General features: G+C 73.1%; 13 protein-coding genes, 3 tRNA genes and 1 pseudogene. 2 read left to right on the top strand and 15 right to left on the bottom strand.

Annotation, left to right across the window (positions count from 1 at the left end):
• From ACFOVU_RS01805 to ACFOVU_RS01775, 7 genes and pseudogenes are all read right to left on the bottom strand, one after another.
• Nucleotides 1-95, bottom strand: a pseudogene (locus ACFOVU_RS01805) (50S ribosomal protein L7/L12); the annotation flags it as partial.
• Between the two features lie 141 nt (nucleotides 96-236).
• Entirely contained in the window at nucleotides 237-761 is a 525-nt protein-coding gene (gene rplJ / locus ACFOVU_RS01800) for a 50S ribosomal protein L10 (RefSeq protein ID WP_378529491.1), read from the bottom strand.
• Nucleotides 762-1,149: 388 nt separating this feature from the next.
• Nucleotides 1,150-1,845, bottom strand: coding sequence for a 50S ribosomal protein L1 (rplA, locus tag ACFOVU_RS01795; protein WP_378529490.1), 696 nt, complete (start codon nucleotides 1,843-1,845; stop codon nucleotides 1,150-1,152).
• A gap of 72 nt (nucleotides 1,846-1,917) precedes the next feature.
• The gene (gene rplK / locus ACFOVU_RS01790) at nucleotides 1,918-2,346 is read right to left on the bottom strand and encodes a 50S ribosomal protein L11 (protein WP_378529489.1); all 429 of its coding nucleotides are present in this window, start codon (nucleotides 2,344-2,346) and stop codon (nucleotides 1,918-1,920) included.
• 255 nt (nucleotides 2,347-2,601) lie between these two features.
• On the bottom strand, nucleotides 2,602-3,420 hold the full coding sequence (gene nusG / locus ACFOVU_RS01785) for a transcription termination/antitermination protein NusG (RefSeq protein WP_378529488.1): 819 nt from the start codon (nucleotides 3,418-3,420) through the stop codon (nucleotides 2,602-2,604).
• A 147-nt stretch (nucleotides 3,421-3,567) separates the two neighbouring features.
• Nucleotides 3,568-3,831, bottom strand: a complete 264-nt coding sequence (secE, locus tag ACFOVU_RS01780; RefSeq protein ID WP_378529487.1) for a preprotein translocase subunit SecE — start codon at nucleotides 3,829-3,831, stop codon at nucleotides 3,568-3,570.
• Nucleotides 3,832-3,949: 118 nt separating this feature from the next.
• A tRNA-Trp gene (locus tag ACFOVU_RS01775) sits at nucleotides 3,950-4,022 on the bottom strand.
• 258 nt (nucleotides 4,023-4,280) lie between these two features.
• Between ACFOVU_RS01775 and ACFOVU_RS01770 the strand changes: the two genes are divergently transcribed.
• Complete coding sequence (locus tag ACFOVU_RS01770; protein ID WP_378529486.1) at nucleotides 4,281-5,489, top strand: pyridoxal phosphate-dependent aminotransferase; 1,209 nt, start codon at nucleotides 4,281-4,283, stop codon at nucleotides 5,487-5,489.
• Between the two features lie 151 nt (nucleotides 5,490-5,640).
• Nucleotides 5,641-6,678 carry an adenosine deaminase gene (locus ACFOVU_RS01765; RefSeq protein WP_378529485.1) on the top strand — a complete coding sequence of 346 codons (1,038 nt, stop codon included), beginning with the start codon at nucleotides 5,641-5,643 and terminating at the stop codon, nucleotides 6,676-6,678.
• A 38-nt stretch (nucleotides 6,679-6,716) separates the two neighbouring features.
• On the opposite strand, the gene ACFOVU_RS01760 is transcribed toward ACFOVU_RS01765, so the two are convergent.
• The 8 genes from ACFOVU_RS01760 to ACFOVU_RS01725 all read right to left on the bottom strand — a co-directional run.
• Nucleotides 6,717-7,814, bottom strand: coding sequence for a UDP-N-acetylmuramate dehydrogenase (locus tag ACFOVU_RS01760; protein ID WP_378529484.1), 1,098 nt, complete (start codon nucleotides 7,812-7,814; stop codon nucleotides 6,717-6,719).
• 72 nt (nucleotides 7,815-7,886) lie between these two features.
• On the bottom strand, nucleotides 7,887-8,315 hold the full coding sequence (locus ACFOVU_RS01755) for a MaoC family dehydratase (protein WP_378529483.1): 429 nt from the start codon (nucleotides 8,313-8,315) through the stop codon (nucleotides 7,887-7,889).
• The gene (locus ACFOVU_RS01750; protein WP_378529482.1) at nucleotides 8,312-8,782 is read right to left on the bottom strand and encodes a MaoC family dehydratase N-terminal domain-containing protein; all 471 of its coding nucleotides are present in this window, start codon (nucleotides 8,780-8,782) and stop codon (nucleotides 8,312-8,314) included. The genes ACFOVU_RS01755 and ACFOVU_RS01750 overlap by 4 nt, the downstream gene beginning before the upstream one ends.
• Nucleotides 8,783-8,919: 137 nt before the next feature.
• Nucleotides 8,920-9,084 (bottom strand): 50S ribosomal protein L33, encoded by a 165-nt coding sequence (gene rpmG, locus ACFOVU_RS01745; protein WP_067964523.1) that lies wholly within the window; start codon nucleotides 9,082-9,084, stop codon nucleotides 8,920-8,922.
• A 90-nt stretch (nucleotides 9,085-9,174) separates the two neighbouring features.
• Nucleotides 9,175-9,247, bottom strand: a tRNA-Met gene (locus tag ACFOVU_RS01740).
• Between the two features lie 113 nt (nucleotides 9,248-9,360).
• A tRNA-Thr gene (locus ACFOVU_RS01735) sits at nucleotides 9,361-9,436 on the bottom strand.
• Between the two features lie 128 nt (nucleotides 9,437-9,564).
• The gene (locus ACFOVU_RS01730; protein ID WP_378529481.1) at nucleotides 9,565-11,670 is read right to left on the bottom strand and encodes an AAA family ATPase; all 2,106 of its coding nucleotides are present in this window, start codon (nucleotides 11,668-11,670) and stop codon (nucleotides 9,565-9,567) included.
• Nucleotides 11,671-11,847: 177 nt separating this feature from the next.
• On the bottom strand, nucleotides 11,848-14,316 hold a 2,469-nt coding region (locus ACFOVU_RS01725; protein ID WP_378529480.1), incomplete at its 5' end, for a TIGR02680 family protein.

Here is a 14,316-nt window from a genome sequence, read left to right as displayed (position 1 = left end):
GGAGCGGCGGCGACAACGGCGGCCGGGGCGGCGGCCGTGACGTCGAACTTCTCCTCGAACTCCTTGACGAACGCGGCCAGTTCGAGCAGGGTCATTTCCTCGAACTGACCGAGCAGCTCTTCGGTGCTGAGCTTCGCCATGATTGCGATCTCTCTTTCTCTCACGGCACGGGCGTCGCGCGACGCCGTGCCGGGCCAGACGTCCGGCGCGGGAGCGCCGGCAGGCACAGTGGGTGGTTAGGCTTCTTCCGAGCGCTTGTCGTGCAGCGCCTGAGCGAGCCGCACGGTCTTGCTCGGGAGCGCCTGGAACAGCGCGGCGGCCTGGCCCTGCTTGGCCTTGAGGGCGCCGGCCAGCTTCGCGAGGAGCACCTCGCGGGACTCGAGATCGGCCAGCTGGTTGATCTCGTCGGGGGTCATCGCCTTACCGTCGATGACACCGCCCTTGATCACCAGCGGCGCGTTCGCCTTCGAGAAGTCACGCAGGCCCTTGGCGGCCTCGACCACGTCACCGTGGACGAAGGCGATGGCAGAGGGGCCCTCGAACAGGTCACGGACCTGCTCGTCAAGACCGGCCTCGTTGGCGGCGATCTTGCTCAGCGTGTTCTTGACGATGCGGAAGCGCGCGTTCTGGCCGAGGCTACGGCGCAGCTCGGTCAGCTGCGCCACACTGAGCCCCCGGTATTCGGCAAGCACGGCACCCTGCGAGCTGGAGAACTCCTCCTTCAGCTCGGCGACCGCGGCTGCCTTATCCGGCCTCGCCATGGGACTCCTTCCAACAGTGAACACCGGTGAATCCACGGAGCCACGCGAATGGGAGGAGGGCAGAAAAAAAGCCCCGGCGCAGGGGCACGGGGCGCGGCGGGAGGCACCCCGGATACGGGGACACACCACCACAGCTCACATCGCACCTGCGCAGGCCGCCCATTCGCATGGGACCTTGGGCCACCCGATGGGTGGCGACCGGCGGTCTTCGGCAATCACCCATCTTAGGCGATGTCAGGAGTGGTACGGACGCCTGCCCGGCCGGCCCCGCCGCCACACCTCCGTCACCCGCCTGCCACCCGGCCCTGTCCCCCCAACGCCGCGTGCCCCGGACCGAAGGAACGGTCCGGGGCACGCGGGGCGGTGCGCGGTGCGCTGTGCGCCTGTATCAGGCGGCGCGGGTGACGTTGGGGTCGACCGGGATGCCCGGGCCCATCGTCGTGGTCACCGTGGCCTTCTTGATGTAGCGGCCCTTGGCGGCGGACGGCTTGAGGCGGAGCACCTCGTCGAGCGCGGCGGAGTAGTTGTCGAGCAGCTGCTCTTCACCGAACGAGGTCTTGCCGATGATGAAGTGCAGGTTCCCGTGGCGGTCCACGCGGAACTCGATCTTGCCGCCCTTGATCTCGGTCACGGCCTTGGCCACATCGGGGGTGACGGTGCCGGTCTTCGGGTTCGGCATCAGGCCGCGGGGGCCGAGCACGCGGCCCAGGCGCCCGACCTTGCCCATCAGGTCGGGGGTGGCGACGACCGCGTCGAAGTCGAGGAAGCCCTTCTGGATCTCCTCGACCAGGTCGTCGTCGCCCACGAAGTCGGCGCCGGCGGCACGCGCCTGCTCGGCACGCTCACCGGTGGCGAAGACCAGGACCCGTGCGGTCTTGCCGGTGCCGTGCGGCAGGTTGACGGTGCCGCGCACCATCTGGTCGGCCTTGCGCGGGTCGACGCCCAGGCGCAGGGCGACCTCGACGGTCGCGTCGAACTTGACGCCGCTGGTGTCCTTGGCGAGCTTCACGGCCTCGTTGGGCGAGTACAGCTTGCTGCGGTCCACCAGGTCGCTGGCTTTGCGGTGGTTCTTGCTGCGCTTCACGGAAAGATCTCCTACTGAGACGTGTGGTGCGGGCCGGCGCAGGCCCTTCCACGGTTTCGGTGCCGGAACCGGCTACTTGACCTCGATGCCCATGGAACGGGCGGTGCCGGCGACGATCTTGGCGGCGGCGTCGATGTCGTCGGTGTTGAGGTCGGGCAGCTTGGTCTGCGCGATCTCGCGGACCTGGTCGGCGGTGATCGAACCGGCCACGGAGCGGCTCGGGTCGGTCGACCCCTTCTCCAGGCCGGCGGCCTTGAGGATCAGCTTCGGCGCCGGCGGCGTCTTGGTGATGAAGCTGAACGAGCGGTCCTCGTAGATGGTGATCTCAACGGGGATGACGCTCCCGCGCTGGGCTTCCGTGGCAGCGTTGTACTGCTTGCAGAAGTCCATGATGTTGACGCCGTGCGGACCGAGGGCGGTACCGACCGGCGGCGCCGGGGTGGCCTGGCCAGCGGGCAGCTGCACTTTGACGAGTGCCGCGATCTTCTTCTTCGGAGGCATGTCGGGTCCTGTCCTGAATCAGCCTGTTTCGCGATATTTACTTGGGCCCCTGGCCCGTGCACGCGGACGTGCACGGGTTCCGCCGGATGGACCGGATGGAGGGGGGCGGCCGGTCTCCGCCACGGGTGGCGGAGGGCGCCCGCACCGGGGCCCGGCCGGGGCGCGAAGAAGCCCCGCATGAGCGGGGCACGACGGGTCCGCCTCGACGAAGCGGACCCGGCAAGTCTACGCGCCACCGGCCGGTGGCCGTGCCGGTCAGATCTTGGAGACCTGGTTGAACGCGAGTTCGACCGGGGTCTCGCGGCCGAAGATCGAGACCAGCACCTTGAGCTTCTGGGTGTCGGGGTTGATCTCGCTCACCGTCGCGGGCAGCGTGGCGAACGGGCCCTCCATCACCGTGACGGACTCGCCGATGTCGTAGGCGACGTCGGATCGGGCCTCGGCCTTCTCCTTGCGTGCCTGCTCCGGCGCGACCTCGGGCTCGGGGGCGAGGAGGTCGGCGACCTCCTGGATGCTCAGCGGGGCCGGCCGGTTGGACAGGCCGACGAAGCCGGTGACACCCGGGGTGTTGCGGATGGCGGCCCAGGACTCGTCGGTCAGCTCCATGCGGACCAGGACGTAGCCCGGCAGCACCTTCTCGGTGACCTGCTGCCGCTTGCCGCTCTTGACCTCGGTGACCTCCTGTGTGGGCACCTCGACCTGGAAGATGTACTCCTCCATGTTGAGCGACTGGGTGCGGCTCTCGACGTTGGCCTTCACCCGGTTCTCGTAGCCGGCGTAGGTGTGCACGACGTACCAGTCGCCCGGCAGCAGGCGGAGCTCGATCTTGAACTCCTCGACGGGGTCGAGCTTGGGTACCTGGGGCTCCTCAGGCTCCTCTTCGCCGCCGGGCTCCGCTGCGGCGTCGCCTTCGTCGGCGGCCTCTGCGGCGCCCTCCCCCGTGGGGGCCGCGGTCTCGTCGGCGTCCTCGCCGGGCTCCTGAGCGTGCTCGGCGAGCCGACCGGTCTCGTCCTCTGACGACTGATCCTGCTCCTCAGCGGGGAGATCGCCAGAGGTCAAAGGGGACTCGGACACGGCTGCTCTTTCTCTCGTCGGTTGCGCACCCTGGGACGGCGCGGGAACAAATGGCGCCGATACCAGTTCATGCCAGCTTACGGTCTCAGTGGGCGTCATGAGACCAGGCAGGGCGCGAAGCCGCACAGGAGTGTGGCGGGTGCGCGGCTAGGCCGCCGTGGCACCGCCGCCGGAGCCGAACTGGCCGTAGAGCCACGTGACCGCCTCACCGAAGCCGAAGTCGAGCAGCGAGACGTAACCGACCATGATCACGACGAACACGATGACGACGATCGTGTAGGTGACGAGTTCGCGGCGGGTGGGCCAGCGCACCTTGCGGAGTTCGCCGACGACCTGCTTGGTGAAGGTCACCGGACCGGTACGACGCTTGCGCTCCTTCTCCGGCTTCGCGTCGGCGTCAGTCTGTGTCACCTGAGGTCCTTAGGAGTCGACGGTTCGGCTGGCACTACTCCGGCGGAACTGTCTCGGATGAGGCGGGGTTGCCGATCGCGATGAAGCGCGATGCCCGTATCTCGCCCAAGAGGCCTTGCAGGGCAGGAGGGACTCGAACCCCCAACCGCCGGTTTTGGAGACCGGTGCTCTACCAATTGAGCCACTGCCCTTCGGCGGAAACCGCGTGGTCCCACCATAGCCGGATTCCGGCGTTCGGTCGCGCGGTTTTCCACGCGGCACGATCCGGGCCCCGGCCCATCGGTTGCCAGAGTCTATGCCAGTTCCCCTCTGAGAACCAACCCGGGCGGACCCGCAGCGTCGCCGCAGCACCACGCGCCGCGGGCCGGGCCGGCGGCGCCACACCCCCCGCATACCCCCCGGCCTCCCCTTCCGCACCGCCGCCCCCGCGCGCATGAAACCATGGGCCCATGACTGACCGACCCCGTATCTCCGCACGTATCGGCGGCATCTCCGAGTCGGCGACCCTGGCCGTCGACGCCAAGGCCAAGGCCATGAAGGCGGCCGGGCGCCCCGTCATCGGCTTCGGCGCAGGGGAGCCCGACTTCCCCACCCCCGACTACATCGTCGAGGCGGCGGTCAAGGCCGCCCGCGACCCCCGCTTCCACCGCTACACGCCGGCCGGCGGCCTGCCCGAGCTGAAGGAGGCGCTGGCCGCCAAGACCCTGCGCGACTCCGGCTACCGGGTGGAGCCCTCGCAGATCCTGGTGACCAACGGCGGCAAGCAGGCCATCTACGAGGCGTTCGCGACCCTGCTCGACCCGGGCGACGAGGTCATCGTCATCGCCCCCTACTGGACCACCTACCCCGAGTCCATCGCCCTGGCCGGCGGCGTGCCCTCCTACGTGGTCACCGACGAGTCCACCGGCTACCTGGCCTCCGTGGAGCAGCTCGAGGCGGCCCGCACCGAGCGCACCAAGGTGCTGCTGTTCGTCTCGCCGTCCAACCCGACCGGCGCCGTGTACACCCCCGAGCAGGTCCGCGAGATCGGCCAGTGGGCCGCCGGGCACGGGCTGTGGGTGCTCACCGACGAGATCTACGAGCACCTCGTCTACGGCGACGCCCGCTTCAGCTCCATCCCGGTCGAGGTCCCCGAGCTGGCCGACCGCACCGTGGTGGTCAACGGCGTCGCGAAGACCTACGCCATGACCGGCTGGCGCGTGGGGTGGGTCGTCGGACCCAAGGACGTCGTGAAGGCGGCCGCCAACCTCCAGTCGCACGCCACCTCCAACGTCGCCAACGTGTCGCAGGCCGCGGCGCTGGCCGCCGTCTCCGGCGACCTGTCGGCGGTCGCCGAGATGCGCACCGCGTTCGACCGGCGCCGCCGCACCATCGTCGGGCTGCTCAACGACATCCCCGGCGTCGTGTGCCCCGAACCGCAGGGCGCCTTCTACGTCTACCCCTCCGTCAAGGAGCTGCTCGGCAAGGAGATCGGCGGCCGCCGCCCGCAGAGCTCCGCCGAGCTGGCCGAGGTCATCCTCGACCAGGCCGAGGTCGCGGTCGTCCCCGGCGAGGCGTTCGGCACACCGGGCTACCTGCGCCTGTCCTACGCGCTGGGCGACGCGGACCTCGCCGAAGGCGTGGGCCGCATGGGCAAGCTGCTGGGCGAGGCCCGGTAGCCGCGCCCGCGGCCGCTCCGGCCGCCCGGCCCCGCGCCGCCCGGCGGCGTGCACGCGAGGGGGTGCCCGATCCCGGGCGCCCCCTCGCCGCGTCCGGGCCTGTTGCGCCGACGCGGCATCGCGGGGTTGCGCTTTAGGGCACCCTTGTGGGATGGAACGCCCGATCGCCCAGTTGCCGAAAGCCCACCTGCACCTGCACTTCACGGGGTCGATGCGGCACCCGACCCTGGTCGGGCTGGCACGGGAGCGCGGAGTGCAGCTCCCCCAGTCCCTGGTCGCCGAATGGCCCCCCAAACTGCGCGCGACCGATGAGCGCGGCTGGTTCCGGTTCCAGCGCCTCTACGACATCGCCCGGTCGGTGCTGCGCCGGCCCGACGACATGTACCGGTTACTGCTCGAGGCCGCCGAGGACGAGCGCGCCGCCGGCTCGGGCTGGCTGGAGATCCAGGTCGACCCCGGCGGCTACGCCGCGCGGTTCGACGGCCTGACCGCCACCCTCGAGCTGATCCTGGACGCCGCCCGCGCCGCCGAGCGCGACACCGGGGTGGGGATCGGGATCATGGTCGCCGCCAACCGCACCAAGCACCCCCTCGACGCCAAGGCCCTCGCCCGCCTGGCCGCCCAGTACGCCGGCCGCGGGGTGGTGGCCTTCGGCCTCAACAACGACGAGCGGCGGGGCCGTGCGCTCGACTTCGAGGGCGCCTTCCGCATCGCCCGGCGCGCGGGGCTGCTCTCGGCGCCCCACGGCGGCGAGCTGCAAGGCCCCCGCAGCGTCCGGGAGTGCCTGGACGACCTGTCGGCCGACCGGATCGGCCACGGCGTGCGCGCGATCGAGGACCCCTACCTGGTCGAGCGGATCGCCACCCAGGAGACCACGCTGGAGGTCTGCCCCAGCTCCAACGTCGGGCTGGGCGTGGTGGAGCACATGGAGCACGTGCCGCTGCGGCGGCTGTTCGACGCGGGGGCGCCCATCGCCCTGGGCACCGACGACCCGCTGCTGTTCGGGCCGCGCCTCGCCGAGCAGTACGAGACCGCCCGCACGGTCTTCGGGTTCACCGACCCGGAGCTGGCCGAGCTGGCCCGGATGTCCATCCGCGGCTCGGCCGCGCCCGACGGCCTCAAGAAGGACCTGCTGGCCGGGGTCGACGCCTGGCTGGCGGCCCCGCCGCCGGAGTCCCCGGGACCCTGAGCGCGCCGGCCCGGCCACGGGCCCGCGGAACTCGCGGGCTACAGGGCCACGCCCATCATCACCGGCTCGTTGACCAGGGTGACCCCGAACGCCTCGGCCACCCCCGCGCGCACCTCGCGCGCGAGCTCCAGCAGGTCCTCGGTGCGGGCCCCGCCGGGGTTGGTCAGGGCGAGCGTGTGCTTGGTGGAGATCCGGGCCGCCCCCGCGCCGTAGCCCTTGGTGAACCCGGCCCGGTCGATGAGCCAGGCGGCGGAGAGCTTGACCCGGCCGTCGGAGTCGGGGTGGGCCGGCGGGACGGTGTCGGGGCCCAGCCGTTCGGCGGCCCGCGCGCGGAACCGCTCGAACTCCTCGGCCGACAGCAGCGGGTTGGTGAAGAACGACCCGGCGCTGCGGGTGTCGGGGTCGGCGGGGTCGAGGACCATGCCCTTGCCGCGGCGCAGCTCCAGGACGGCGGCGCGGGCATCGGCCAGCGGCACCGTGCCCCCGGCCTCGACCCCCAGGGCGCGGGCGACCTCGGCGTAGCGCAGCGGGCGGCTCGACGGCGCGCGCGTCAGCTCGAACACGACCTCGCACACCACGTAGCGGTCGTCGCCCTTGAACGCGCTGTCGCGGTAGGCGAACCCGCACTCGGCGTTGGACAGCGTCCGCAGCCGCCCGGTGGCGCGGTCGTGCACGACGACCTCGGCGATGGTCTGGGCGACCTCCTGGCCGTAGGCGCCGACGTTCTGGATGGGGGTGGAGCCCACGCGCCCGGGGATGCCGGACAGGCACTCGATCCCGCTCAGGCCCTCGGCGACCGTGGACGCCACGAAGGGGTCCCATTCGACGCCCGCGTCCGCCCGGAGCCGGACGGTCCGCCCGTCGTCGGCCTCCACCGCGGTGCCCTGGGAGTCGACGTGCACCACCGTGCCGTCGAAGCCGGAGTCGGCCACCACCAGGTTGCTGCCGCCGCCCAGGACGAGCAGCCGCTCGCCGGCGGCGTCGGCGGCTGTGACGGCGGCGACGAGCTCGCCGGTATCGCGTGCGGTGGCGAAGCGCGCCGCCGGGCCGCCGAGGCCCAGGGTGGTGTAGCCGGCCAGGCTGACGCCGCTGCGGGCGCCGGCGAGGACGGTGGAACGGGACGGATCAGCGGTCACGGGCACCTCGGATGGGACGGACGGGCCGGTGCCCAGGGTACGGCGGCGAAGCCGCCGCCCCGGGCAACCGGATCAGGCGAGCCGGACGACGGCGGTGGCGCGGGCCAGCACCTTGGCGCCGCCGGAGCGCGCGGTGATGGCGATCTTGACGCGGTCGCCGTCGAGCTTCTCCTTGACGACGCCGCTCACGGTGATCTCGGCGCCGTTGTCGTCGTCGGGGACGACGACGGGCGCGGAGAACCGCACCGAGTACTCCTCGACGGCGCCGGGGTCGCCCGCCCAGTCGGTGACCAGCCGGCCGGCCTCGGCCATGCTGAACATGCCGTGGGCGATGACGTCGGGCAGCCCCACCGACTTCGCGAACCGCTCGTTCCAGTGGATGGGGTTGAAGTCGCCGGAGGCGCCGGCGTAGCGGACGAGGTCGATCCGGCGCACCGGGTAGACCTGCTCGGGGAGCTCGGCTCCGACCTCGACGTCGGCGTAGCGGACGGTGGCGGTCATGCGCTGCTCCCCTGCTGTTCCGCGGCCCCGCCGCGCACGACGAACATCATCACCGAGGTGACCACGTGCTCGCCCTCGACGGTGCTGATCTCGCTTTCGAGCGTCATCATCTCGTTGCCGCCGAGCGCCTTGATGTCGGCGATCGTGGTGACCGTGGTGACGACGTCGCCGGCGCGCAGCGGCCGGCTGTAGCGGAACGACTGGTCGCCGTGGACGACCATCGAGAAGTCCAGGCGCAGGTCGGGGTCGACGATGGCCTGCCCGGCGCCGTCCATGGCCATGATGATGGGGAAGGTCGGCGGGGCGACGACGTCGGTGTGGCCGGCGGCCTTGGCGGCCGCGGTGTCAGTGTAGAGGGGGCTGGGGTCCTGGATGGCGGCGGCGAACTCGCGGATCTTGCCGCGCGTCACCTCATAGGGCTGCGGGGTCTCGTACACCCGCCCCAGGTAGTCACGGTTGATCGCCATCGGCTCCCTCTCGGCTGGTGGTCTGGGCCCATCACACACTAATGGCCCGGTGAGCAAGGGATGCTCACCGGGCACGGGCGCACATGGCACACCGGAGTAGCGCGGCCGGAGGCCGCGTACCCGCTCCGCTGGGCGGGTTAGCGGGTCTCGCGGTGCTCGGAGTGCTGCCGGCAGTTCGGGCAGAACTTCTTCAGCGAGAGACGGTCGGGGTTGTTCCGACGGTTCTTGCGCGTGATGTAGTTACGGTGCTTGCACTCCTGGCAGGCCAGGGTGATCTTCGGCCTCACGTCGGTGGCAGCCACGTCGGAGTGCCTTTCTCGCTGGAAGCTATGAACATCGAAAAGGACCCGCGGAGACCCCTGATCAAGAGAACAGGGGCCGCGCGCAGGTTGTAGCGGAGGCCGGACTTGAACCGACGACACAGCGATTATGAGCCGCTTGCTCTACCGACTGAGCTACTCCGCCATGACCGGGGATGACCGGCGCGACCTCGGAGAGGTTACCGGAACCCGGTCCGGCCGGCGAATCAGATTTCCGCCGGCCACCCACCTGAGTGGACCGGAAGCTCATTCAAGTGGTGGAGCCCCTTTACGGAATCGAACCGTAGACCTTCTCCTTACCATGGAGACGCTCTGCCGACTGAGCTAAAGGGGCCTGCTGTGGCGCTCCCCCTTGCGGGGTTCCGCCCTTCGCGTGGTCACGACTATACAGGGATCGGGGGGTGCTCTGCCAACTCGAACGGCAGCCCTCGCGGCCCCTGCGGGGCGGCCCCGCGACCCCCTTCACTCCCCCGGATCCGCCACCCAGACGTTGGACATCGCGTCGCGGTGGATGAGCCGGATCGCCGCGGGCAGCCCCAGGCGCCGCAGGGCGTCGGGCAGCCGGGTGTCGTGCGTGAACACCACGAGCTGCCGGTGCCGGCCCACCTCGGCCAGCACCGATGACAGCCCCTCCACGGTCTCGGTGTCCATGGCCTGCACGGGGTCGTCCAGCAGCAGGAATCCGAACGGGTTGCCGGGCACGAGGGTGCGCGGCAGGCAGATCGACAGCGCCAGCGCCTGGAACTCCCCCTGGCTGAGCAGGCCCGGCGCGTTGCCGTCGGTGTCGGCGCCGTCGACGGCGACGTCCACCGCCACCCGCCGCTGTGCGCCCCGGCCCACCAGCCGCAGCGCCTCCAGGTCGATGTGCCGTTCCTGGCGCAGCCGCTGCCACACGTGCTCGGCCTGGGCGGCGAGCGGGCGCAGCCGCTCGGCGCGGATCTCGCGGGCCAGCCCGGTGAACCAGTTGAGCGCCTGCCCGGCCGGGTGCAGGACCTCGCGGGCGTGCATCGCCGCGCGGGCGTCGGCCACCCACGCCTTCAGGGCCTCGGCGAGGTCGGCCCAGCCGTCGGTGGGGTCGTCCAGCCGCGCGCCGGCCTCCTTGCGCGCGGCGATGGCCGTGGAGCGCAGCCGGCGGCCCACGGTCTCGATGTGCTCGGCCAGCTCGCCGAGGTCGGTGATCTCGGTCCCCGCCGACCACTGCGCCCAGACCCGGCCCAGCTCGCTGTCGGCCGGCAGCCACGAGGGCATGGGGGCCATGAGGAAGCGCGCCTGGTCGCGTGCGTTGTCGGCGCGCTCGTAGGCCGCGGAGGCCCCCGCGGCGACGCGGTCGAGCGTGGCGATCTCGGCCTGTGCGCGCGCCTCCCACTGCGGGCCCAGCGCCCCGCCGGCACCGCACGTGGGGCAGTCGGTCTCCTTGGGGTGGCGCCGGTGGTGCTCCAGCGCCTGGCGCAGCAGCTCCACGACGCCGTGCGCGCGGTCGCCCTTGGTACCGGCCGCCATGGCGAGCTCCATGGCGGCGCCGCGCAGCTCGTTGACGATGTCGCCGAGCAGGGCGCGCTCGGGCACGGCGAGGCGGCGCAGGCGGCGCAGGACGAGCTGGCGGCCGGGGTCGGCGGGGCCGTCGTCGGCGGCGATGGCGGCCAGCCGGTCCAGGTCGATCGGGGCGGCGCCCAGCAGTTCGGCGGCCCGATGCGCGCGGGGGTCCCCGCTCTCGCGGAGCCGCTCCACGAGGTGGCCGAGGTCGCGGCCGGGCCGGTCCTGCTGCTTGGCCAGCTTGTCGCAGGCCTTGGCCAGGCGGCGCTCGGCCTCGGCGAGGTCGGTCAGCCCGAGCAGCGCCGTGAGCGTGTCGTAGAGCTCGGCCGCGCGGCCGGTGACGGCCCGGCCCAGTTCGTCGTAGGACAGGAACGGGCGGTAGCGCGCGAGGTCGGCCTCCCACCCCAGGCCGCGCAGCGGACCGGTCCGCCCATTGGGGTGGACCACCTCCCCGCGCGCCGAGCGCACGCTCTCGCCCGTCCACGTGCGGGTCACCCGCAACGGGGCGGCCTCACCCGCGACGTGCAGCTGCACGCTCACCCGCGTGTGCTCGTCGAAGTGCAGGTTGCGCCAGCCGTCGCGCCACGCCGCCGGCATCCCGTCCCAGCGCAGGTTGCGGCCGGTCAAGGCGGCCTCGGCGGCCTCGGCGAAGCTCGACTTGCCCGACCCGTTGCGCCCGACGATCACGGTCAGCCCCGGCCCGGGCGGGAACTCCAGCGCCGTGGGGCGCCCGATCCCGCGGAAGCCCTGCACCTCGATGCGGCCGATGTAGCCCCGCCGCGCCGGGACATCGGGCGGGTGCCCGCCGCCCTGCTCCGCCTCGCCGGGCGGCCGCAGGGGGACGTCCTCACCGCGGGCGCAGGCGGCCAGCGCGTCGTCGCCGAGGAGGGCGGCCGCCATCCACCGCCGGGCCGGTGCGTCGAGGGGGGAATGGGCGAGCCGGGCGAGGACGGCGCGGCCGGCGGCACCGTCGTCGTCCGGCCGCGGGGGCTCGCCGGCGAACGCCGCAGGGACCGTCGTCACACTCGTCACCACACCGCTCCATTGTCGACCTTGCGCTTCAGATTAGGACAGGCCGGTGGAAAGCAGTAGGCCCGAGTCCACGGACCGCCCCCGGGGGCCTGCACCCCGGGAGGTGCGGCAGGCCCGGGTCACCGGCCCGCCGCCCGCGGCCCCTCCCCCCGGGGCGTGCGCCCCGGAGAGATGGCGGCCTCATACCCCGACGAGCCGCCGTCTGTTGCCGTCCCAGGTGAAGTGCAGGGTGGCGATGCCCGGAACGGCGGGGTCGCGCAGGCACTCGTAGATGTGCAGGCTCGGCACGCTGGGGAAGCAGCCCCAGACGCGCTCGGAGGTCAGCACGAAGTCCAGGTCGAGTTCGACCAGCAGGCCGAGCAGGCGGCCGTGGGTGGGCTCGTCGACCTTGGCGAAGGCGTCGTCGAGCAGGATGAGCCGCGGGGCGTCGGGCGCGTGGGCGGCCAGGGACCCGAACTGGGCCGCCGCCGCGGCGAACAGCACCAGGTAGGCCACCACGCGCTGCTCGCCCTGGCTGAGGGCCGTGCGATGGCCCAGCCGGCGCTCGCGCCCGGGGTGGGCGGCGTCGGTCACATAGACCGTGAACGCGAACCAGGAGCGGTAGTCCAGGGCGGCGCGCAGCTGGGCGCCGCCGGTGGCCTCGGGGTCGAGCCGGCGGATCGCCTCGATGCAGCGGCGCAGCGCGTCGCGCAGGCGGGTGGTCTCGACCCGGGTGCGCTTGGCGGCGGGGCGGGCCAGGAGCGGGACGACGGCGCGGATGTCCTCGTCGGCGTCGGGGGCCAGCCGCCAGTCGAGCCGGACCCCCAGTCCCTGGGAGGTGGTGACGTCGCCGAGCACGTCGTTCATCGTGGAGATGAGCGCCTTGGCCTCGTCGATCTGGTGCGAGAGGTGCCCGGCCAGCTCGCCGAGGAGGTGGCGCTCGAACGCCTCCTCCTCGCGCTGGATCGCGGCCTCCTCGGCGCCGGCGATGGCCTGGTCGAGGCGTTCGGCGTAGGCGGTGATGTCGTGGGCGCCGTCGTCGTCGTGGACGGTGAGGCGCTTGACCCCCGCGGACTCGGTGAGCTCGGTCCAGGCCCCGGCGGCGTCGCTCGCCGAGAGCATCCGGTGCAGCTCCTCGCGGCGGCGCAGGATGCCGCTGTCGTCGAGTTCGGTACCGGGTTCGGGTGCGGGGCCCAGGCCGTCCTCGACGGCGCGCAGGAGGGTGTCGAGTTCGCCGACCCGTTCGGCGAGCGAGCGGTCGCCGGGGTCGGCGCCGCCGGACGCGGATTCGGGGACCGCGTCGGGGTCGCCGATGCCGGTGAGGCCGGCGGCGGCGAGCAGGGCGGGGTCGGGGCGGCCGTCGCCGCCCGCGGCGAGCATGGCGCGCAGCGTGTCGCCGGCGTCCAGGGCGCGGCCGGCCTGCTCGGCGCGTTCGAAGACGGCGGTGTCGAGCCGGGTCTCCGCGGCCACGCGGTCGTCGCGGGCCTGCTGGGCGGCGCGCTCGACCTCGGGCAGCCGCCCGGCGGCCTGCTCCATGCGGCCGCGGACCTCGCCCACAGCGGTCTCGATCTGGTCGGGTGCGGCGGCGCGGGCGCGGTCGGTCAGCTCGATCTCGCGGCGCACCGTGATCATGTCGTCGATCGCGGCGCCGCGGACGTCCTCGGCCAGGACCCGCCCGGCCCTCGCCTGCTCCCACACCACCACGCGCAGCTGATAGCGCTCCAGGAGCACCGCAAGGGCCTCCAGGTCGCGGTAGGCGGCGGCGAATTCGACGCGCAGCCGCTCCAGGGCGCCGAGGACGGCCGCGAGGTCGTCGGGGCCGGCGGGCAGGCCGTGGCGGGCGGCGGGGTCGGCCAGCCCGGCGCGCAGCTCCAGGACCGTGGAGCGGGCCGACTCGGCGGCGGCGCGGGCGGCGGCGTGCTCGCGGACGGACGCGGTCAGCCAGGAGCGGGCGTTGTCGAGCGCGGCCCAGGCGCGGGTCAGGGCGGTGGGGTCGGGGACGGCGCGGACGACGGCGACGAGTTCGTCGAGCCGGCGCTCGGTGTCAGCGCGGCGCTCCTCGGCCTCGGCGAGCAGGGCCTCGGCGATGGCGATGCGGCGGTCGAGGTTGGCGAGGGTGCGGTCGGCCGCGGCGGCGCGGGCGTCGGCGCCGATGTACTCCGCGGCGGCCTTGCGGTGGGCCCCGGAGGCGGCGCCCATGCGCCAGCGCCCGTCCAGCGACGCCGCGGTGGAGGGGGGCGGGACGCTGTCGCGCCGGTGGCGGGGTTCGGGCTCCTCCTCGCCGGGGGCGGGCAGCAGGGCGATGGAGCCGAGCAGGGCGGTGACGGTGCTGGTGGAGATGCCGGATTCGGAGCGGTCGACGGGGGTGAGCACGTCGAGCAGGCTTCGGCCTCTCGCAGGGCGCCCGGGGGAGAGCAGGAGGTCGCGCGTCGCCGCGTCGGCGAGCGCGCCGTCGGGGGTGATCCAGCCCGCGAGGAGCCCGGCGGCCTCCAGGGCGGCTTCGAGCCCGGCGCGTTCGGCGGCGCCGAGGCCGTCGGCGAAGTCCACGGCCCGGTAGAAGGGGGTGCCGGCGGTGTCGTCGCGGTCGGCGGCGGCCCACGCGGGCGGTGCGGGGGCGCCGGCGGGCCCGGCGGCCTTGCGCTCGGCGAGTTCGCCGAGTTCGGCGGCGAA

Source organism: Nocardiopsis sediminis (assembly GCF_042650565.1).
In the GTDB taxonomy this organism is placed as follows: Bacteria; Actinomycetota; Actinomycetes; order Streptosporangiales; family Streptosporangiaceae; genus Nocardiopsis_B; species Nocardiopsis_B sediminis.
This window is presented reverse-complemented; position numbering and strand designations above follow the sequence as displayed.